The sequence below is a fragment of the Janthinobacterium sp. Mn2066 genome (genome assembly GCF_049319705.1).
In the GTDB taxonomy this organism is placed as follows: Bacteria; Pseudomonadota; Gammaproteobacteria; order Burkholderiales; family Burkholderiaceae_D; genus Janthinobacterium.
Genome location: NZ_JBMOUF010000002.1, coordinates 571,673 through 589,210 on the forward strand (window position 1 = coordinate 571,673; position 17,538 = coordinate 589,210).

Annotated in this window: 18 protein-coding genes; 7 read left to right on the top strand and 11 right to left on the bottom strand. The window is 63.4% G+C overall.

Translation table 11 applies throughout. The annotated features are described in order from the left end of the window. Positions 1 to 15: 15 nt before the first annotated feature. Positions 16 to 1,425 carry a coniferyl aldehyde dehydrogenase gene (locus ACL9RI_RS05870; protein WP_422725636.1) on the bottom strand — a complete coding sequence of 470 codons (1,410 nt, stop codon included), beginning with the start codon at positions 1,423 to 1,425 and terminating at the stop codon, positions 16 to 18. A 123-nt stretch (positions 1,426 to 1,548) separates the two neighbouring features. On the opposite strand from ACL9RI_RS05870, the gene trxC reads away from it, so the two are divergent. Continuing rightward, the gene (trxC, locus tag ACL9RI_RS05875) at positions 1,549 to 1,992 is read left to right on the top strand and encodes a thioredoxin TrxC (protein WP_422725637.1); all 444 of its coding nucleotides are present in this window, start codon (positions 1,549 to 1,551) and stop codon (positions 1,990 to 1,992) included. A 1-nt stretch (position 1,993) separates the two neighbouring features. Here the strand turns inward: trxC and ACL9RI_RS05880 are convergent, their stop codons facing one another. Then, on the bottom strand, positions 1,994 to 3,436 hold the full coding sequence (locus tag ACL9RI_RS05880) for a PLP-dependent aminotransferase family protein (protein ID WP_422725638.1): 1,443 nt from the start codon (positions 3,434 to 3,436) through the stop codon (positions 1,994 to 1,996). Positions 3,437 to 3,538: 102 nt separating this feature from the next. On the opposite strand from ACL9RI_RS05880, the gene ACL9RI_RS05885 reads away from it, so the two are divergent. Together ACL9RI_RS05885 and ACL9RI_RS05890 are read left to right on the top strand one after the other, a co-directional pair. Beyond that, complete coding sequence (locus tag ACL9RI_RS05885) at positions 3,539 to 3,979, top strand: carboxymuconolactone decarboxylase family protein (protein ID WP_422725639.1); 441 nt, start codon at positions 3,539 to 3,541, stop codon at positions 3,977 to 3,979. Positions 3,980 to 4,118: 139 nt separating this feature from the next. Then, positions 4,119 to 4,445 (top strand): hypothetical protein, encoded by a 327-nt coding sequence (locus ACL9RI_RS05890; RefSeq protein WP_422725640.1) that lies wholly within the window; start codon positions 4,119 to 4,121, stop codon positions 4,443 to 4,445. 22 nt (positions 4,446 to 4,467) lie between these two features. Here ACL9RI_RS05890 and ACL9RI_RS05895 read toward each other — a convergent pair whose 3' ends face one another. Next, entirely contained in the window at positions 4,468 to 5,655 is a 1,188-nt protein-coding gene (locus tag ACL9RI_RS05895; RefSeq protein WP_422725641.1) for a multidrug effflux MFS transporter, read from the bottom strand. Between the two features lie 203 nt (positions 5,656 to 5,858). Here ACL9RI_RS05895 and epsC point away from each other — a divergent pair, with 203 nt between their 5' ends. Continuing rightward, positions 5,859 to 6,797, top strand: coding sequence for a serine O-acetyltransferase EpsC (epsC, locus tag ACL9RI_RS05900; protein WP_422725642.1), 939 nt, complete (start codon positions 5,859 to 5,861; stop codon positions 6,795 to 6,797). Here the strand turns inward: epsC and ACL9RI_RS05905 are convergent. The 8 genes from ACL9RI_RS05905 to ACL9RI_RS05940 all read right to left on the bottom strand — a co-directional run bounded on the left by ACL9RI_RS05905 (position 6,794) and on the right by ACL9RI_RS05940 (position 14,486). Further along, positions 6,794 to 7,276, bottom strand: a complete 483-nt coding sequence (locus ACL9RI_RS05905) for an META domain-containing protein (protein ID WP_422725643.1) — start codon at positions 7,274 to 7,276, stop codon at positions 6,794 to 6,796. The two genes, epsC and ACL9RI_RS05905, sit on opposite strands and share 4 nt — an antisense overlap. Before the next feature lie 81 nt (positions 7,277 to 7,357). Continuing rightward, positions 7,358 to 8,230 (bottom strand): subclass B3 metallo-beta-lactamase, encoded by an 873-nt coding sequence (gene bla, locus ACL9RI_RS05910; RefSeq protein ID WP_422725644.1) that lies wholly within the window; start codon positions 8,228 to 8,230, stop codon positions 7,358 to 7,360. 85 nt (positions 8,231 to 8,315) lie between these two features. Beyond that, the gene (locus tag ACL9RI_RS05915; protein ID WP_422725645.1) at positions 8,316 to 9,062 is read right to left on the bottom strand and encodes an ABC transporter ATP-binding protein; all 747 of its coding nucleotides are present in this window, start codon (positions 9,060 to 9,062) and stop codon (positions 8,316 to 8,318) included. A 6-nt stretch (positions 9,063 to 9,068) separates the two neighbouring features. Then, positions 9,069 to 9,884, bottom strand: a complete 816-nt coding sequence (locus ACL9RI_RS05920; RefSeq protein ID WP_422725646.1) for an ABC transporter permease — start codon at positions 9,882 to 9,884, stop codon at positions 9,069 to 9,071. A gap of 8 nt (positions 9,885 to 9,892) precedes the next feature. Beyond that, positions 9,893 to 10,897 (bottom strand): aliphatic sulfonate ABC transporter substrate-binding protein, encoded by a 1,005-nt coding sequence (locus ACL9RI_RS05925; protein ID WP_422725647.1) that lies wholly within the window; start codon positions 10,895 to 10,897, stop codon positions 9,893 to 9,895. A 19-nt stretch (positions 10,898 to 10,916) separates the two neighbouring features. After that, positions 10,917 to 12,311 carry an LLM class flavin-dependent oxidoreductase gene (locus ACL9RI_RS05930; RefSeq protein WP_422725648.1) on the bottom strand — a complete coding sequence of 465 codons (1,395 nt, stop codon included), beginning with the start codon at positions 12,309 to 12,311 and terminating at the stop codon, positions 10,917 to 10,919. A 3-nt stretch (positions 12,312 to 12,314) separates the two neighbouring features. After that, positions 12,315 to 13,148, bottom strand: coding sequence for a MetQ/NlpA family ABC transporter substrate-binding protein (locus ACL9RI_RS05935; RefSeq protein WP_422725649.1), 834 nt, complete (start codon positions 13,146 to 13,148; stop codon positions 12,315 to 12,317). 132 nt (positions 13,149 to 13,280) lie between these two features. Further along, on the bottom strand, positions 13,281 to 14,486 hold the full coding sequence (locus ACL9RI_RS05940) for an acyl-CoA dehydrogenase family protein (protein WP_422725650.1): 1,206 nt from the start codon (positions 14,484 to 14,486) through the stop codon (positions 13,281 to 13,283). Between the two features lie 244 nt (positions 14,487 to 14,730). On the opposite strand from ACL9RI_RS05940, the gene ssuE reads away from it, so the two are divergent. Genes ssuE through ssuD form a run of 3 tightly spaced genes read left to right on the top strand, consistent with a single transcriptional unit; the run spans position 14,731 to position 17,538 of the window. After that, the gene (gene ssuE, locus ACL9RI_RS05945) at positions 14,731 to 15,327 is read left to right on the top strand and encodes an NADPH-dependent FMN reductase (RefSeq protein ID WP_422725651.1); all 597 of its coding nucleotides are present in this window, start codon (positions 14,731 to 14,733) and stop codon (positions 15,325 to 15,327) included. A 23-nt stretch (positions 15,328 to 15,350) separates the two neighbouring features. Then, positions 15,351 to 16,349, top strand: a complete 999-nt coding sequence (locus ACL9RI_RS05950) for a sulfonate ABC transporter substrate-binding protein (RefSeq protein WP_422725652.1) — start codon at positions 15,351 to 15,353, stop codon at positions 16,347 to 16,349. Between the two features lie 28 nt (positions 16,350 to 16,377). Further along, positions 16,378 to 17,538, top strand: a complete 1,161-nt coding sequence (gene ssuD, locus ACL9RI_RS05955) for an FMNH2-dependent alkanesulfonate monooxygenase (protein ID WP_422725653.1) — start codon at positions 16,378 to 16,380, stop codon at positions 17,536 to 17,538.

The window sequence follows — 17,538 nt, forward strand, 5'->3', positions numbered from 1 at the left end:
ACAGAGCCCTTTTAATCAGCGGGTCAGGAAGGCCAGCACACGGCTGGCCAGCTTGCCATACGGCGGCCACAGGAATTTCAAGGTACTAAAGCGGGCCTGGTAAAACACGGGCCGCAGCTTGGAGAAGGTGATAAACCCTTCGCGGCCGTGATAATGGCCCATGCCGGAATCGCCCACGCCGCCGAACGGCAAGTCGTGCTGGCCGACATGGAACAGGGCGTCGTTGACGGATACGCCGCCCGACATCACGCGCGTGATCAAGGTCTGCACCGTCTCTTGCTTGTTGCTGAACGGATAGATGGCCAGCGGACGCGGCCCGGCATTGATACTGTCGATCACTGTTTCCATGGCCGTATAGCTGCGTAGCGGCAAGATCGGGCCAAAGATTTCACGCGTCAGCAGCACGCTGTCTGGCGGGGCGTCGATCACGATATGCGGTGCGATCTTGCGGCTGGCATGGTCAAACGCCGCTCCCGGCAGCAAGGAAATCACTCGCGCCCCACGTTCGCGTGCATCGTCCAGCGCCTGCAGCAGCCGCTCGAACGAAGGCTGGTCGATGATGGACGTGTAATCTGGCGTCTCCAGCTGCGGATAGCGGGCCGGCACGATCTCGCGCGCATGCCGCACAAATTCATCGATGCTGCCTGCCGGCAGCCAGGCGTGATCGACGGTGGTGCAGATCTGGCCGGCATTCAAATACTTGACGAACAGGATGCGTTCGGCAGCCGTGCGCAGCGGGAAGTCATCACAGACGATGGCCGGCGCCTTGCCGCCCAGCTCCAGGGTGACGGGGCACAGATTGCGCGCCGCGGCCGCCATCACGGCGCGGCCCGTCTGGCCCGAGCCAGTAAATAATAAGTGATCGAACGGTAGTTGCGAAAACGCAATGCCCACGCCGCCCGTTTCATCGAAAAATTGCAGCTTTTCCGGTGGAAAGTAGGCTGGCATTTTGTCGATCAGCAGCCTGGCCAGGTGGCGCGAATTCTCGCTCATCTTGACCATGGCGCGGTTGCCTGCGGCAAAGATGTAGGTCAGCGGTATCAAGCTCAGGTTCAGCGGGAAATTCCATGGCACGATCACGCCCACCACGCCCAGCGCCTGCGGTATCACGCGGTTGCGCGCGCCCAAAAAGTTGCGCCAGTCCACGGCCCGCCGCTGCGGCTTCATCCAGCTCCGTAAATGCTTCAAGACATGGTCGATGCCATCGATGGCGGGAAAGATTTCCGTCAGCAAGGTTTCGTGGCTGGAGCGGTTGCCATAGTCGGCGCTGATCGCCTCGCACAGGGCCACCTTGTGGTCGCGGATAAAGCGCTGCAGGGCCAGCAGGTCGCGCCGGCGTTCGGCCAGGGTGGGGGCGGGCTGGGCCAGGTAGGCGGCTTTTTGTTGCGACAGCGTGGCTGCCAGGGTATTGTCGGTCATATCCATGGTCTTCTCCGTGGTACTGCTATTTTTATCCATCAGAGGTTACAGCAAACCCGGCGCTAGCGGTGAGCTCAGGAATCGGCAATCCATCTTAAAATACAGCGCATTGCTTTATCAGAGGATTACATGACTACCACCACGCCCGATGCCCTGCATATCGTTTGCCCCCATTGCGACGCCGTCAACCGTTTGCCGCCAGCGCGTTTGCGCGAGCAGCCCACCTGCGGCAAGTGCCAGAAAGCCTTGTTTACGGGCCAGCCCGTGGACCTGGCCAGCGCCCGTTTCCTCAAGCATATCGAGCGCACGGACATCCCCGTGCTGGTCGATTTCTGGGCGCCCTGGTGTGGCCCTTGCCGCACCATGGCGCCCTGGTATGCGCAGGCGGCCAAGGTGCTGGAACCGGATTTCCGCGTCGTCAAGGTCGATACGGAAGCGTCGCAAGACCTGGGCGCCCGCTTCAATATCCGCAGCATTCCCACGTTGGCATTGTTCCGTGGTGGCCGGGAAGTGGCGCGCCAGCCGGGGGCGATGGACGCCAACAGCATTATTGCCTGGGCAAGAGGGCGCTAACTCAGCGTACTGGCGCCATCTCCTGCAAGATGGCATGCACGATGGCCAGCGCCGTATCGATGTCGAGTTTGTCGATGGCGCCATAACCGAGGAACAGGCCTTCGTGGCGCGCCGGGCCATGGTAAAAGCCGGATAGCGCGTACAGGCTGATCTCGGCCAGGCGCGCCCGGCGCAGCAATTGCGTTATATCAAGCGGCACCACGGCCAGCGCGGCCAGGTGGAAGCCGGCGCTGGCCGGCACCAGGCGGAACCATGGCGACAATGGGCCGTCAAACCAGTGCTGCAGCCGCTCGCGGCGCCCCGCATAGATATCGTGGCAGCGGCGTATATGGCGCAGCAGATGGCCATCCTGGATAAACTTGGCCAGCGCATGCTGTCCCAGGCTGGCCGTATGGCAATCGTTCAGGTACTTCGCCGTCTGTACGGCTTGCACGATGGCCAGCGGCAGCACCACGTAGCCCAGGCGCAATTCCGGCAGCATGATCTTGGAAAAGCTGCCCACGTGGGCCACCAGCCCATGGCGGTCCATGCTTTGCAGCGAGTCCGTGGGCCGCCCTTCATAGCGGAAGGCGCTGTCGTAATCGTCTTCGATGACGATGGCGCCCAGGTAGCGCGCGCGTTCCAGCAGTGCCTGCCTGCGTGTCATGCTCATCGGCATGCCGAGCGGAAATTGATGCGCTGGCGTCACATAAATCAGCCGCGTGTCGTCGGGTATCTGCTCGACGATGAGTCCATCTTCGTCCACTGCCACGCCCACCACGCGCGCGCCCTGGGCGGAAAACACCTGGCGCGCCACCGGGTAGCCCGGCTCTTCCACGACGACCGTATCACCGGGCCCGAGCAGGGTTTGCGCCAGCAGGCTCAAGGCCTGTTGCGCGCCGCTGCACACCAGCACCTGTTCCAGAGTGCAATGGATACCACGGCTGAAAGCCGCATGGTGCATGATCGCCGTGCGCAAGCTTTCCAGGCCCTCCACGGGCCCATAACGGCCCCGGACCTGTACATCCTGGCGCACCGCGTGTTGTACGCAGGCACGCCATTCATCCTGGGGAAAGTGCGAGGGCGTGGTCCGTCCGCCGATGAAGGCATAGCGGCTGGGCGTTTCCTGCGCCGAGTGGCGCAGCGGCACCGGCGTCGCTTGCCAGCGTGCAATCCTTGCTGCGCTGGCCAGTTGCGTGCTGCTAGTATGGCGCTGCAGCACGGTAGTGGGCGCTTGCACGAAGCTGCCTATGCCGATTTTTCCGACCAGCAACTGTTCATAGCCCAGCCTTTCATACACATCGGACACCGTCTTGCGCGACAGCCCCAGCTGGCTTGCCAACAGGCGCGTGGGCGGCAATTGCTGGCCGTCGGCCAGGCGCCCGCTGCGGATCGCCTCGCTGAGCTGGCGGTATAGCTGGCCGCCCAGGTCGCGCGCGCCGTCGATCGTGATGTGTAATTCCATGAACTGTCTGCTGGTGGTCTGCTGTTTTTTGACCGGATTGGCCTGCTGCGCAGCGGTGTTGCGCTTCTACAATCATGCATCTCTCTTAACAAGGAATGTATCATGACACAGCAAAGACTCGATTTCACCGCCGCCTCGCCCGACGCCGTCAAGGCCATGTACGCGCTGGAAGCGGCGATCGCCAAACTGGGCCTGGAACACTCGCTGCTCGAACTGATCCGCCTGCGCGCTTCGCAAATCAATGGCTGCGCCTTTTGCGTGGACATGCATACCAGCGATGCGCGCAAGGCCGGTGAAACGGAACGCCGGCTGTACGCGGTTGCCGTCTGGCGTGAAACGCCCTTCTTTACGCCGCGCGAACGGGCCGTGCTGGCCTGGACGGAAGCGCTGACCCTGCTGCCGCAAAACCATGCGGCCGATGCAGACTACGCGGCGCTGGAAGCCGAGTTGACGCCGGCCGAAATGGTCAACGTGACCCTGGCCATTGGCAGCATCAATACCTGGAACCGCCTGGCGGTAGGTTTCCGCAAGATGCCTGAGTAAGAACGCCTATAAAACCTGCTGCGCGCCGGTATAGGTATTCGGCGTTATAGGTCAGAGCAAGACTAAAGTTCGCTTGCGTACGGAGCATTTTTCGATTGTCGCGTATCCTAGGCCATGCCATCACAGTCAGGGAGCGATCATGCAAGCGAATGTAGATGAATCTTTGAACGAAGGCGTTGCGAAGACGCCCCAGCAACTGGAAGAAGCCCGGGAAGCCGCGCGCCGCGCGTTTATCGCCGAACTGTGGCGCCGCTTCGAAGGCTTGCAGGAATGGGCCGTCAGCCACTGGCCCGACCAGAAAAACCCCTTGAGTTCAGCCGATTTTGTCGAAGCGCGCAAGGAAATCCTCAGCCTGCGCTCGCCGGCTGGGTCCTTGAATCAGCCTGAAAAACAGGATGCTGCCGAGCCGAAGCCGGAAGACGGCGGGGCGCAGTATCTGGATACGACTCCTGCGCCCTGGCCCTGAACGTTTCTCAGGCGCTTTTTTTTCAGGCGTTCCTGGTCGATGTCGTACCGGTTTGCGCCAGCGCCCAGCACACCAGGCTCACGATCAAGCCACCCATCACGCCATACGCCAGGTTCAGGGCGCTGTCGAACAGCAGCGGCGCCACCAGGCCCGAGACGAGGGCGAACAGCAGCATCTGGATGAACGATTGCATCGACGACGCCAGGCCGCTGTTGTTGGGGAAGTGGTTCAGCGCCATCAGGGTCATCGGCGGCATGGCGATCGATAGGGCGAACGAATAGAAGAACAGGGGCAGCACGGCCCAGGGCACTTCGGCGGCAAAGAAGTAGTTGTAGCCGATATTGGCCAGCGCGGCCACCAGCATCAGCGCGAAGCCGGTCCAGATCAGCTGGCGCTGGCTGTAGCGGTGCGCGACGCGGGCCGACAGGGCCGAGCCGATCACCATGCCGCTGATTAATGGAATGAACAGCCAGGCAAACGCCGTTTCCGGCAGATGCAGGATATCGATGATGAAGTAGGCGGCCGAACCGATGTACAGCGCGAAGCCGCCAAAGGCCGCGCCGATGGCCGTCGACAGCAGCAAAAACTGGCGGTGGCACAGCACTTTCCAGTAATTGACGGCGATGCTGCCCGCGTGGAAGGCGTGGCGCTGCTCTTTCGGCAGGCTTTCCGGCAAGGCGCGGTACACGACGACAAACATCAGCACGCCGAAAGCGCTCAGGAACCAGAAGATCCAGCGCCAGCCCAGCGCCACTTGCAGCCAGCCGCCCAGCACGGGGGCGATCGCCGGCGCCAGCGCGAATACCATCATGATATGCGAGAGGATTTTTTGCGCTTCGGCGCCCGCATAGCGGTCTTGCACGATGGCGCGGCCGATCACCGAGCCGGCGCCTGCCGACAAGCCCTGCAGCACGCGCCAGGCCAGCAGCCAGCCCAGCGACGGAGCCAGCGCGGCGCCCACGGAAGCGATCACGTACAGCACCAGCGAGACGAGGATCACGGGGCGGCGGCCGAAGGAATCGGACACGGTGCCATAAAACAGCATCATGAAGGCAAACGTGAACAGGAAAAAGCTCAGGGTTTGCTGCACCAGCAGGGGGCTGGCATTGAAATCGTGCACGATGGCGGGGAAAGACGGCAGATAGGTATCAATTGCAAGCGGTCCGACCATCGCCAGGCCCGCCAAAATCCATGTTAATAATTTAGTCATGTTGAAAGTGTTTTCGTTAGGCCATCATTTTACGCGAGTCCATACAATCGGGTGAGGCGCCGGGCAGGCTGATGACAAGGTGGCAAGGATGCATATGCATTTTTCGCATATGCAGGAGTAAAATTCTTCGTTCTGTTTTGGAGGTGTGGGGGCTAAGCTGGCGCGACCCGGCGTGTGCGCCGTTTTCCTGGAAGTGACCCCGCATGACTAGCAGCTACCCTACGGCGCCTGCCGACGAATCGGCACAATGGAATCTGGAGCCTGTGATCCAGGCGCTGCGCGTTTCGCGCGAAGAAAAGCACAAGATCCGCCACAATGGACGGGTGCGCGAACTGCCGTCGCGCGAGGCATTGACGGCCATCGTCAACGGCCTGTCGGCGGCGCTGTTCCCCACCCATTACGGGCGGCCGAACCTGACCGATGAAAGCATCGATTACTTTGTCGGCGATACCCTCAACACCACCCTGAACCGCCTGAGCGAGCAAGTGCGGCGCGGGCTGCTGTTTTCCGTGCGCGCCGATGACGAAGGCCATGCGGGGAACGATGATGCCGCGCTGGCGCAGCGGGCGCGCGACATCACGCGTGCATTTGCCGCCAGCCTGCCTGCGATACGCGCGCTGCTGGTGTCCGACGTGCAGGCTGCGTATGCGGGCGACCCGGCCGCCACTTCGGTGGCCGAAATCATGCTGTGCTATCCGGGCACCATCGCCATTTTGTACCACCGCCTGGCGCACCAGCTGCACATCCTCGGCTCACCGTTCCTGGCGCGCCTGATCGCCGATATCGCGCATACGCTGACGGGCATCGATATCCACCCTGGCGCACAGATCGGCGCCAGCTTCTTTATCGACCATGGCACGGGCGTGGTGATCGGCGAGACGGCCATCATCGGCCAGCGGGTGCGCCTGTACCAGGCCGTGACCCTCGGCGCCAAGCGTTTTCCGGCCGACGATACGGGCGCCCTGATCAAGGGCACGCCGCGCCACCCCATCGTCGAGGACGACGTGGTGATCTACGCCGGCGCCACTGTGTTAGGACGCATCATCATCGGCGCAGGATCGACCGTCGGGGGCAATGTGTGGCTGACACATAGCGTGCCAGCCGGCAGTAACGTGTCGCAGGCGCAGACACGCAGCGATTAGAAGTGTCTGGTCGTGGCCTCATACCGCGCCACCACGACGCCATCGCTGGTCAGCAGCAAATCCTGGCCGTCGTAGCGGTAGCCGTTGACGGTGGACAGGCGCTTGAGCAGGTCACGTTCCAGCGCCATGTCGGCCGGCTGGCAAGCCATCATGGTGCCGGCAAATTGCGAGAACGTCAGCGTACTGCTGCCATTCGTGCCGTAAGCGCCCATCATCCGGTTGCAGCCGCTATGGCCGCTGACACGGCCGCCATCAAGCAGCAGGGTAATGTCCTGCTGCTGCGGTGGCGTGCGCGTGATGGTCTGGCCGGCCAGTTCCTTCAGTTTCCATGGGGTGCCCACCAGCGGTAGCGGTGGCTGCAATGGCGCGGTGGCGGCAATCGGACTGCTGCCTGTGGTGCTGGTGGCTGGTGCGGTTTGCGTGCAGCCGGCAAGCAAGGCTATCAAGCCGAGGGGGATCAGGCGGGAGAAGGTCAACATGCGAAAACTCCTGTTCTTGGCAAGATCATAAAATCCGCACACTAGCAGACCTGCGCCGCGAGGGCGCGCACGGTTGACGTTTTATTCCTTTTCGCTGCGCAGGCGGGTGTCCAGCAGATTGCGCGCTTCGGCCACATAAGCGTGGCAGGCCTGCGGGTCGATAAAGGCCGCGCTGCCTTTTGTTGCACTCAGTTCCAGCCTTTGCCACAGTTTCGACGCTTCCGGACGGGCGGAGACCAGCACGTCGCAGGGCAGGTGTTCCAGCGTTTCAAAGCTATGCTGGAAATCGTCGAGCGCGTTCGGATATTCGCTGCTGGCGCTGAACTTGAAGCCGGGCCGCGAGACGGGATCGAGGTCGTCGGCATACACCATGTTCAGGCAGCGCTTGCCCTCGCACGACTGCCAGGTCCAGCTGAGGCCACCGGGCGTGTGGCCGGGCGTGGTGTGGGCCGTCAGCTTGATGGGGCCGACATAAAAATGGTTGCCGTCGCGCGCCAGGCGCATATCGGTCACGGGCGGATAGTTGGGCTGCGCCTTGTATTGGGGATCGTCCGGACCCACTTCACCGGCCGCCAGGTCCAGCGCAGAAGACGGGCTGGCGACGACCAGCGCATCGCTGCGCTGCTGCAGTTCGGCCAGGCCGCCCGCCTGGTCGTAGTGGCCGTGCGAATTGAGGATCATCTTCACGTCTTCGATGCGAAAGCCCAGGGTGGCGATATTGGCGATGATCTTTGCCGCCGATTCAGGCAAGCCGCCATCGATCAGCACGTGGCCTTCGGGCGAGGTGACCAGCACGGAACTGACGCCCTTGACGCCCACATAATACGTGTTGGCATAGATGCGGAACGGCGCCTGGTCCGCATTCAGGGCGGCGGCATCGGGCGTTTGGGCAAATGCCGCGGAGCTTGCGAATAGTGTCGGAAGAAGCAGGGCGCGTGTCAGTGTGAAGGGCATTGCTATCCTTGTCAGGTGTGCCAGGTGGCATATGCTGACATGGATTGCACCGGTATGCAAACATCGGTGCTGCCTGCGATGGAGGTCAGATCGCGTGCGCTGCGTGCAGTTCGGCCAGGATGGTGTCTTTCAAGGCGGCTTGCGCGGCTGGGGCGCGCGTGCGTGGCCGGGGCTGCGCTACGTCGTAATGGGCACGCGGCGGGCCGGCGCGCGTGTCGAGCATGACGATGCTGTCGCTCAGGTACAGCGCTTCGTCGATATCGTGGGTCACCAGCAGCACCGTCAAGCCGTGGCGGTCAGCGACGCTTGCCAGCAGGTCTTGCAGCTTCATGCGGGTAAACGCGTCGACGGCGGAAAACGGTTCGTCCAGCAGCAAGATGCGGGGCTGGCCAAACAAGCCACGGGCGATTGCCGCCCGCTGCGCCTGGCCGCCAGATAATTGCTTGGGCAGGCTGGCGGCATGGCCTTGCAAACCCACTTCGTCCAGCAGCACGGCCACGCGGGGATCGTGCTCGCCGCCGGCGCCCAGGCCAAAGGCGATATTTTGCGCCACCGTCAGCCAGGGAAACAGGCGCGGTTCCTGGAAGATCAGGCCGATTTCAGCTTGAACCCCGGCATGTACGCCTTCCAGCGGCAGGCCATCAAGTTGGATTTTGCCGCGAAAGTCGCCGTCCAGCCCCGCCACGATCGATAGCAGGCTGCTCTTGCCGCAGCCGCTGGCGCCGATCAGGCTGACGATTTCACCCTGGCGCAGCTGCAGCTGCAGGTTGTGCAGCACGCGGCGGGTGCCGTAGCTTTTTTCATGGACGCTGATGTCTAATAATGTCGTCATGGTTTTTCAGGCTGGGGCATAGCTGTCGCGCCATGCCAGCAAACGGTTTTCCAGGCGGCGCATCAGGCTGTCGCTGGCCTTGCCCAGTAAGGCCAGCAGCACGATGGCGGCCAGCACGATGTCGGCGCGGCTGGTTTCGCGGCCATCGCTGAGCAGATAGCCCAGGCCCTGGCTGGCGGCGATCAGTTCGGCCGCCACCATGAACATCCAGGCCAGGCTCAGGCCATTGCGCAGCCCCGTAAAAATCGCCGGCAAGGCAGCCGGCAGCAGCACGCGGCGCGCCAGTGCGAAACGGCTCAAACGGTACAGCCGGGCCGCGTCGATCAGCTTGCGGTCCACGTCGCGGATGCCCGAGGCCACGCCCATGTAGACGGGGAAAAACGCGCCGATGCCGATCAACACTAGCTTGGGCGCTTCATCGATGCCTAGCCATAGCAGCAGCAAGGGCACCCAGGCCAGCGACGGTATCGCGCGCAGCGCCTGGAAGGTCGGGTCGAGCAAGGCTTCCGCCGTGCGGTTCAAGCCGACTGCCGCACCGAGCACGATGGCCAGCAAGGCGCCGCCCGCAAAACCGATGGCCACCCGCACGGTGCTGGCCAGCACGTGGCCGGTCAGGCCATGGCGCGCCAGCTCGGCGATGGTGGCCGCAATCTCGCTGGGCGCGGGCAGCAGGTTGTCGGGAATGGCGCCGCTGCGCACGCCCACTTCGGCGGCCAGCAACGCCAGGACCGGCAGGAGCAAGCCCCAGGCGGCGCGCGGCAGGCGCAGTTTGAATGAATGGGAAGCGGTTGCCTTGTCAACGGCCAGTGTCTGCTTGTTCATGACGTGCTTTATGCCTTGATATAGGGGCGGGCGAAGCGCGTATCGACCAGTTCCGCAATGGCGCGGTTAACGTCCGTGCCCGGTTTGACCAGGGCTTCTTCGACCAGGATGGGCGCGGCCAGCTGCAGCGCCTTGACGTGTTCGGTCGATGGTTGCGGATTGCTGAAATCGCTGCGCAGCTTGACTTGCAGCAGCGCCACCGGCAGGCTGACCCTGGCTTCTTCCGCGAGGATTTTCGACGCTTCGGCCGGGTTGGCAATCACCCAGGCGCGCGCCCGTTCATACGCCTGTATCACCTTGGCCGTTTCGGCGGGCCGGCTGGCCAGGAAGTCCTCGCGCACGTTCAAGAAACCATAGGTATTGAAGGCCACGTTGCGGTAGATCAGGCGCGAACCCGCTTCCAGTTCGCTGGCCGCCATATGCGGGTCGAGGCCGGCCCAGGCATCGACCTTGCCCTGTTCCAGCGCGGCGCGGCCATCGGCGTGCTGCAGGCTCACGTGTTCGATGTCGCTGCGTTTCAGGCCCGCCGTTTTCAGCGCGCGCAGCAGGAACAGATACGGATCGGTGCCCTTGGTGGCGGCCACCTTCTTGCCCTTCAAGTCGGCGATAGTGCGGATAGGGCTATCCTTGCGCACCACCAGCGCCGTCCATTCGGGCCGCGAAAAAATATACGGTGCGCGGACAGGGTTGCCATTGGCGCGGGCCAGCAGGGCAGCCAGGCCGGCGCTCGAACCGATATCGATGCTGTTCGCGTTCAGGTATTCGAGCGCCCGGTTGCTGCCCGCGCTGAAGATCCATTTTATATTGGTGCCTTCCGGCTTGAAGGCTTCTTCCAGCCAGCCGAAACGGCGCAAGACCAGGCTGACCGGCGAATAATAGGCGTAGTCCAGCCGCAGTTCTTTTAAGGGCTTAGTATCAGGATTAGTGGCTGGAGCTGCGGCGCGAGCCAGCGAGGGCAGGGCGGCGATTGCTGCGCCACTGGCGGCCAGCTGTAACAGGGTTCTGCGTTTCATGGTGTCCTTGATGGCGGGTTTACGCGGCGGCGAGGGTGGCCGATGCTGCGGGAGCGATGCTGACCTGGCGTCCGGCATGGCTGTCCGGCAGGCGCGGGCCCTGGCCGAATACCTTATGGCGCAAGCTGCCCTCTGCGTAGCTGTGGCGGTAGCGGCCGCGCCGCTGCAGTTCCGGCACGATGTGGCTCACCACATCGGCCATGCTGTCGTGGGCCACGGCGAAAGCCAGGTTAAAACCGTCGATGCCGGTGTCGTCTATCCAGCTTTCCAGCTGGTCGGCCACCTGGCTGGCATCGCCGACGATCACGGGGCCGCGTCCGCCCAGGCCGATATATTCGGCCGCTTCGCGCACCGTCCATTTGCGGTCGGGGTCAGCCTGGCTGAAGGAGGCCAGCGCCGAGCGGCCTGCGTCCAGGTCGATGTAATCGATGGTGGCGTCGAGCGGATAGCGGCTGAAGTCCACGCCCGTCCAGCCGGACAGCAGCGCCAGCGCCGCCTCGATATCGATATGGCTGCGGTAATCTTCGTACTTGGCGCGCGCCTCGGCTTGCGTTTCGCCCGTGATGATCAGCGCCTGCGCGTAGATGACCAGGGCGTCGCCATTGCGGCCGGCCTGGGCTACGGCCGCGCGCAAGTCGTCCGCATGGCGTTTCACCACCGTCTTGCTGGGCCCACTGACAAACGTCGCTTCCGCATGGCGTGCTGCAAAGCGCGTGCCGCGCGGCGAAGTACCGGCCTGGTACAGCAGCGGCGTGCGCTGCGGCGACGGTTCGCACAGGTGGATGCCGGGCACCTGGTAATGGCGGCCGTGATGATTAATCGGGTGAACCCTGGCTGGATCGGTGTACACGCCGCGTGCCTTGTCGTTGACCACGGCGTCGTCCTCCCAGCTTTTTTCCCATAGCTTGTAGACCACGTCCAGGTATTCATCGGCCAGGTCGTAGCGTTCATCGTGGCCCAGCTGCTGGTTCAGGCCCAGGTTGCGCGCCGCGCTGTCGAGGTAGCCGGTGACGATATTCCAGCCGATGCGTCCGCCCGTCAAATGATCGAGCGTGGAAATGCGCCGCGCAAACGTGTATGGATGTTCATAGGTGAGGGCGCAGGTGACGCCGAAACCCAGGTGTGTGGTTGCCTGCGCCATGATGGGCACCAGCGCCAGCGGGTCGTTCAGCGGCACTTGCACGCCATGCTTCAAGGCCGCTGCTACGCCGCCCTGGTACACGTCATACACGCCCAGCACATCGGCCAGGAAGATGGCGTCGAACAGGCCCGCTTCCAGCAGCCGCGCCAGTTCGGTCCAGTGCGCAGGATCGGTATAGCGGTGGCTCTGGTCGCGCGGATGGGTCCACAGTCCGGGTGACTGGTGGCCCACGGTATTCATCTGGAAAGCGTTGAAGCGTATCGTCTTGGCCATGGTTTATTTTGCTGCCGTTTGCAAGGCTTGCTGGTATTCGGTCTTCGAATAGCCGGCAAAGTATTTGTTGGTCACGTCGAGGAATTCACGCGAGCGGTAGGCTGCCGCGATATCCCTGGCGAACTGCTTGTCCTTGTCGGCCGTGCGCACGGCCACCAGGTTGATGTAGTTGGGCGAGATCTTTTCGGCGATCAAGGCATCCGTCAGCTTCAGGCCCGAGGCCAGCGCATAGTTACCGTTGATGAAAGAGTAATCGGTGTCGCCCAGCGAACGTGGCAGCTGCGCCGCTTCCAGTGGCAGCAGCTTGATTTTCTTGAGGTTGACGGCGATATCCTTTTCCGATGCGCGCACGGCATCAAAGCCTGCGCGCAGCTTGATCCAGCCCAGCTGGTCGAGCAGCACCAGTGCGCGTGCCTGGTTGGTCGGATCGTTCGGCAAGCCCACCGTCGTGTCTTCCTTCACATCGTTCAGCGTGGTGTGCTTCCTGCTGTAGATGGCGATGGGCGCGGTGGGCACGGTGACCAGGTCCGTCAGCGCCAGCTTGTGCTCGGTCGCGAATTTTTTCAGGTAAACGATGTGCTGGAAGACGTTGGCGTCCAGCGACCCCTCGGCCAGCGCGAAGTTCGGCTGGATATAGTCATTGAACTCCACCAGCCTGACCTTGTAGCCCTGCTTTTCCAGGATGGGCTTGATGCCCAGCTTGATCTGGTCCGCATACGGGCCGGCGCTGGTGCCGATCACGATCTCCTTCGGATCCCTGGCGTGGGCGAAGCTGGTGGCGAGCGCCAGGGTCATTGCAAGGGCGCTGAATATGAAGGGGCGGCGGGCGATGTTCATGACAGTTCCTTTTGATTGAGTGGTGATTCAATAAAACCCAACAGCAATGCCGGGGTCGGACCCGCCGGGGGAATGCTCCCAATGGGGGGCATTCCGATCGCGAAGCGACCGACCCCGGGTGGAAGCTGACAATCACGAGTACGCGGTCGGTTCCGGCAAGGTGCCGCTCAGGGCATAGCGCCCCAGGTCGCGCAGCTTGTAGTCGATGGGATCGTGCAGGGTATGCACGCGCACGTTGCGCCAGTAGCGGTCAAAACCATATTGGGCCGAGGTGGAGCGGGCGCCCGTCAGCTCGAACATCTGGCTGCTGACTTCCAGGCCTGCCTTGTGCGCCAGGGCTTTCGCTTCAGCCACGGCGACGGCCAGCTGGCCCCGGTCCTGCGCCGTGATCAAGGAACCCTTGCGGTAGACCGTATCGAGTTCCTGCGCCGCCGCGTCGGCCAGTACTTGCGCGGGGCGCAGCAGCAGCCATAGCTGGCCGTAGCGGTGCTGCACCAGCGGGTCGTCGCTGGCCTTGTCCACGCCGGAGGCAAACCAGGCTTTTGCCTGCTCCTCCGTATAGCGGCGGGCCGCTTCGAAAGCGCCTTCGGCGATGCCCAGGTAGAGGTTCGTCATGATCAGCTGCGCGATCTGCGAACGCACGGTCGCCTGTGGCGTGGCGACCTGCGCGGGGGCCTGCAGCACCAGGTCGGATGGCAGGAACACCTGCTCGAAATGTACATTGCCGCTGTCCGTCTGGCGCTGGCCGAATGCATCCCAGTCGGGCCTGACCTGTACGCCGGCCTGGCGCGTGGGCAGGGCGGCGATCAGCGCCGTTTTGGTCGGTGCGTGCCAGGCCGAGACGGTCAGCCAGTCCGACCCCACGGAGCCGGAAGAAAAACTCTTGATGCCGTCGAGCAGATAGCCATCGTTGGTGTCCTGCGCCGTGACGCGCCGGTCGAGCGGATTGAGGGCATTGCCCCAGAACAGGCGCTCGGCTACGGTCAGGGTCAGCAAGTGGCGCTGCTGCTGCGCATTGCCATACAGCTGCAGGCCGGCCAGCTGCAAATGGTGAAAACCGAATACGTGCGCCAGCGCGCTGTCGGCGCGGGCCAGGATGCGTATCACCTGGCAGACCAGCGTCCAGGGCGCACCCTGGCCGCCAAATTGCACCGGAATCGACAAGGTCAGCAAGCCGGACTCGCGCAGCCATTCGCGCTCCTGTGCCGCATGGCCGCCCGCCTGGTCGCGGGCATTGGCCGTTTCAGCCAGGCGTGCCGCCAGCGCCGTGGCGATGCCGATGGGGTCTGGCGCTGCCTGCCCGGCATGGTGGGGGGATAAGGGAAGAACAGATGACATGACGGCGATTCCAGTGGGACGATGCGGCCAGTATTGCACCGGCTGTCAACGCCCGTACACGAAGAAAAGCGCACATGCATATGCGGAAAAATGCAATCACGGCGGCGCGTGGCAGGCTGCGGGGCGTTGCCCGGCCATATCCGGAAAATACATATCGAAGCGCGAAAGCATTCGTTTTGCTGCAGCCCTGATGGCGATAGGCTGCAGCAAATCACTCCATCGTTGACATCGCAACAGACATCCTATGAGCATACTTTTATTGGGCGGCAGCCCCCAGCAGCCATCGAGTTCGGGCCGTTTGCTGGCGTTTATCGGCGAACGCCTGGTCCTGCAGGGCCATGGCGTGGGCAAGCTCGATGTGCGCGAGCTGCCCGCGCAGGCGCTGCTGCTGGCCGATTACAGCGATCCGGCGATCGCCCAGGCGGTGCAAGCCGTGGCTGCGGCCGACGCCATCGTGATCGCCACGCCGATTTACAAGGCCGCCTATACGGGGCTGCTGAAAACCTTCCTCGACTTGCTGCCGCAAGACGGCCTGGCCGGCAAGCTGGTGCTGCCGCTGGCCACGGGCGGCGGCCATGCGCACACGCTGGCGCTGGACTACGCCTTGCGCCCCGTGCTGCAGGCGCTGGGCGCCAAACAGGTCTACACCAGCATTTACGCGAATGCCCAGCAACTGGGCTGGCATGAAGAGCGTGGCCTGAATCTGGACGAACCAATTGCCAAACGTGTGCAGGCCGGCATCGATGAGCTGTCTGCCGGCTTGTCCGTGCTGGCGGGCGCCCGCCAGAGTGCCGTAGCGCCGTCTGTCCGGGCATCGCACGCCGACCTTCAACCAGCCTGAGTTCGTAACCACAAGGAGCCGCCATGAGCAACCGCCACGAAAACCGCCTTTCCCGCCGCACCACAGTGGGCCTGCTGTTCGCCGCCGTTGCGGGCGTGCTGGCCTCCAGCATGCCGATGACGGCAGAGGCCCAGGCCCAGCCTGAAGTGCGCATCGGCTACCAGAAATACGGCACGCTGACCTTGCTCAAGGGCCGCGGCACGCTGGAAAAACGCTTGTCCGAGCAGGGCGTGGCGGTGAAGTGGACGGAGTTTCCGGCCGGCCCCGTGCTGCTCGAGGGTTTGAACGTGGGCAGCATCGATTTCGGCACCGTGGGCGAAGCGCCGCCCATCTTTGCCCAGGCCGCCGGCGCCAACCTGGTCTACGTGGGCAATGAGCCGGCCTCGCCGGGCAGCGAAGCGATCGTCGTGCCCAAAGGTTCACCTCTACGTAGCTTGTCTGAATTGAAGGGCAAGAAGATCGCCCTGAACAAGGGCTCGAACGTGCATTACCTGCTGTTGAAGGCGCTGGAAAAAGCCGGCATCGCCTACAGCGACATCCAGCCCGTGTATCTGCCGCCGGCCGATGCGCGCGCCGCTTTCGAGCGGGGCAGCGTGGATGCCTGGGCGATCTGGGACCCCTTCCTGGCCGCCGCCGAAAAGCAGCTGGGTGCGAGGGTGCTGGCCGATGGCAAGGGCCTGGTGGCGAACTACCAGTTCTACCTCGCTTCGCGCCATTACGCGGAAAAAAATCCCGAGATCCTGCGCATCGTGCTCGATGAAATCGCCAAGGTCGACGACTGGGGCCGCAACAACCCCGATGAAGTGGCGGCCGTGCTGTCGGCCCAGACGGGCTTGGGCCGCGACGTGGTGGCGCTGGCGGCCTCGCGTTATGCGTATGGCGTCAAGCCCGTGTCGGTCGATGTGATCGCCTCGCAGCAAAAGGTGGCCGACGCCTTTTCCGGCCTGAAGCTGATCCCGAAACCGATCGTCGTCAAGGATGCGCTGCTGCCGGCCAGACAGCTGGCCACCAGTGGCAAGTAATCGATCCATAATCAAGCGAAAGAGTTCCATGTCATTGAATATCTTCTGGTTTATTCCCACCCATGGCGACAGCCGCTACCTGGGCACCTCGCAGGGCGCGCGCCCGGTCGATGCCGATTACCTGCGCCAGGTGGCCGTCGCCGCCGACACCCTGGGCTACGATGGCGTGCTATTGCCGACCGGCCGCTCGTGCGAAGACGCGTGGGTAGTGGCGTCGTCGCTGATCAGCGTGACGCAAAAGCTCAAGTTCCTGGTCGCCGTGCGGCCGGGCTTGTCCACGCCTGGCCTGGCCGTGCGCATGGCGTCCACCTTTGACCGCCTGTCGAATGGCCGGCTGCTGATCAACGTGGTGACCGGTGGCGACCAGGCCGAACTGGAAGCGGACGGCCTGTTTGCCGACCATGCCAGGCGCTATGAAATTTCCGATGAATTCATCCGCGTCTGGCGCGCCACCCTGGCCGGCGAGGGTGGTGCGGCGGGCTATGATTTCGAGGGCAAGCATATCCAGGTGAAGGGGTCCAAGACCCTGTATCCACCCGTGCAAAAGCCGTATCCGCCGCTGTACTTTGGCGGTTCGTCCGAGCCTGCGCATGAACTGGCGGCTGAACAGATGGACGTCTACCTGACCTGGGGCGAGCCGCCGGCCGCCGTGGCGGAAAAGATCGCCGATATCCGCGCGCGCGCGGCCAAAAGGGGGCGCACAGTCCGGTTTGGCATCCGTTTGCACGTGATCGTGCGCGAAACGAATGAAGCGGCCTGGCGCGCAGCCGATGAATTGATCAGCCACCTGGACGACGACATCATCGCCAAGGCGCAGGAAGCGTTCGGCAAGATGGATTCGGTCGGCCAGCAGCGCATGGCGGCCCTGCATGGCGGCAAGCGCGACAAACTGGAAGTGTCGCCCAATCTGTGGGCCGGCGTGGGCCTGGTGCGCGGCGGCGCGGGCACGGCGCTGGTCGGCGACGCTCCCACGGTGGTGGCGCGCATCCAGGAATACGCGGAGCTGGGCATCGATACCTTTATCTTCTCTGGCTACCCGCACCTGGAAGAATCGTACCGCTTCGCCGAACTGGTATTCCCCTTGCTGGGCAAGGGCAAGGCCGTGGGCGAGCAGTCGCTGAGCGGACCTTTTGGCGAAGTCATGGCCAGCAATATCGTGCCGGCGGCGTCACAGAAGAAAGCGGCCTGA

Coding starts and splice junctions, on each gene's coding strand:
- ACL9RI_RS05870 (WP_422725636.1), bottom strand. CDS start 1,425: ATGGATATGACCGACAATACCCTGGCAGCCACGCTGTCGCAACAAAAA.
- trxC (WP_422725637.1), top strand. CDS start 1,549: ATGACTACCACCACGCCCGATGCCCTGCATATCGTTTGCCCCCATTGC.
- ACL9RI_RS05880 (WP_422725638.1), bottom strand. CDS start 3,436: ATGGAATTACACATCACGATCGACGGCGCGCGCGACCTGGGCGGCCAG.
- ACL9RI_RS05885 (WP_422725639.1), top strand. CDS start 3,539: ATGACACAGCAAAGACTCGATTTCACCGCCGCCTCGCCCGACGCCGTC.
- ACL9RI_RS05890 (WP_422725640.1), top strand. CDS start 4,119: ATGCAAGCGAATGTAGATGAATCTTTGAACGAAGGCGTTGCGAAGACG.
- ACL9RI_RS05895 (WP_422725641.1), bottom strand. CDS start 5,655: ATGACTAAATTATTAACATGGATTTTGGCGGGCCTGGCGATGGTCGGA.
- epsC (WP_422725642.1), top strand. CDS start 5,859: ATGACTAGCAGCTACCCTACGGCGCCTGCCGACGAATCGGCACAATGG.
- ACL9RI_RS05905 (WP_422725643.1), bottom strand. CDS start 7,276: ATGTTGACCTTCTCCCGCCTGATCCCCCTCGGCTTGATAGCCTTGCTT.
- bla (WP_422725644.1), bottom strand. CDS start 8,230: ATGCCCTTCACACTGACACGCGCCCTGCTTCTTCCGACACTATTCGCA.
- ACL9RI_RS05915 (WP_422725645.1), bottom strand. CDS start 9,062: ATGACGACATTATTAGACATCAGCGTCCATGAAAAAAGCTACGGCACC.
- ACL9RI_RS05920 (WP_422725646.1), bottom strand. CDS start 9,884: ATGAACAAGCAGACACTGGCCGTTGACAAGGCAACCGCTTCCCATTCA.
- ACL9RI_RS05925 (WP_422725647.1), bottom strand. CDS start 10,897: ATGAAACGCAGAACCCTGTTACAGCTGGCCGCCAGTGGCGCAGCAATC.
- ACL9RI_RS05930 (WP_422725648.1), bottom strand. CDS start 12,311: ATGGCCAAGACGATACGCTTCAACGCTTTCCAGATGAATACCGTGGGC.
- ACL9RI_RS05935 (WP_422725649.1), bottom strand. CDS start 13,148: ATGAACATCGCCCGCCGCCCCTTCATATTCAGCGCCCTTGCAATGACC.
- ACL9RI_RS05940 (WP_422725650.1), bottom strand. CDS start 14,486: ATGTCATCTGTTCTTCCCTTATCCCCCCACCATGCCGGGCAGGCAGCG.
- ssuE (WP_422725651.1), top strand. CDS start 14,731: ATGAGCATACTTTTATTGGGCGGCAGCCCCCAGCAGCCATCGAGTTCG.
- ACL9RI_RS05950 (WP_422725652.1), top strand. CDS start 15,351: ATGAGCAACCGCCACGAAAACCGCCTTTCCCGCCGCACCACAGTGGGC.
- ssuD (WP_422725653.1), top strand. CDS start 16,378: ATGTCATTGAATATCTTCTGGTTTATTCCCACCCATGGCGACAGCCGC.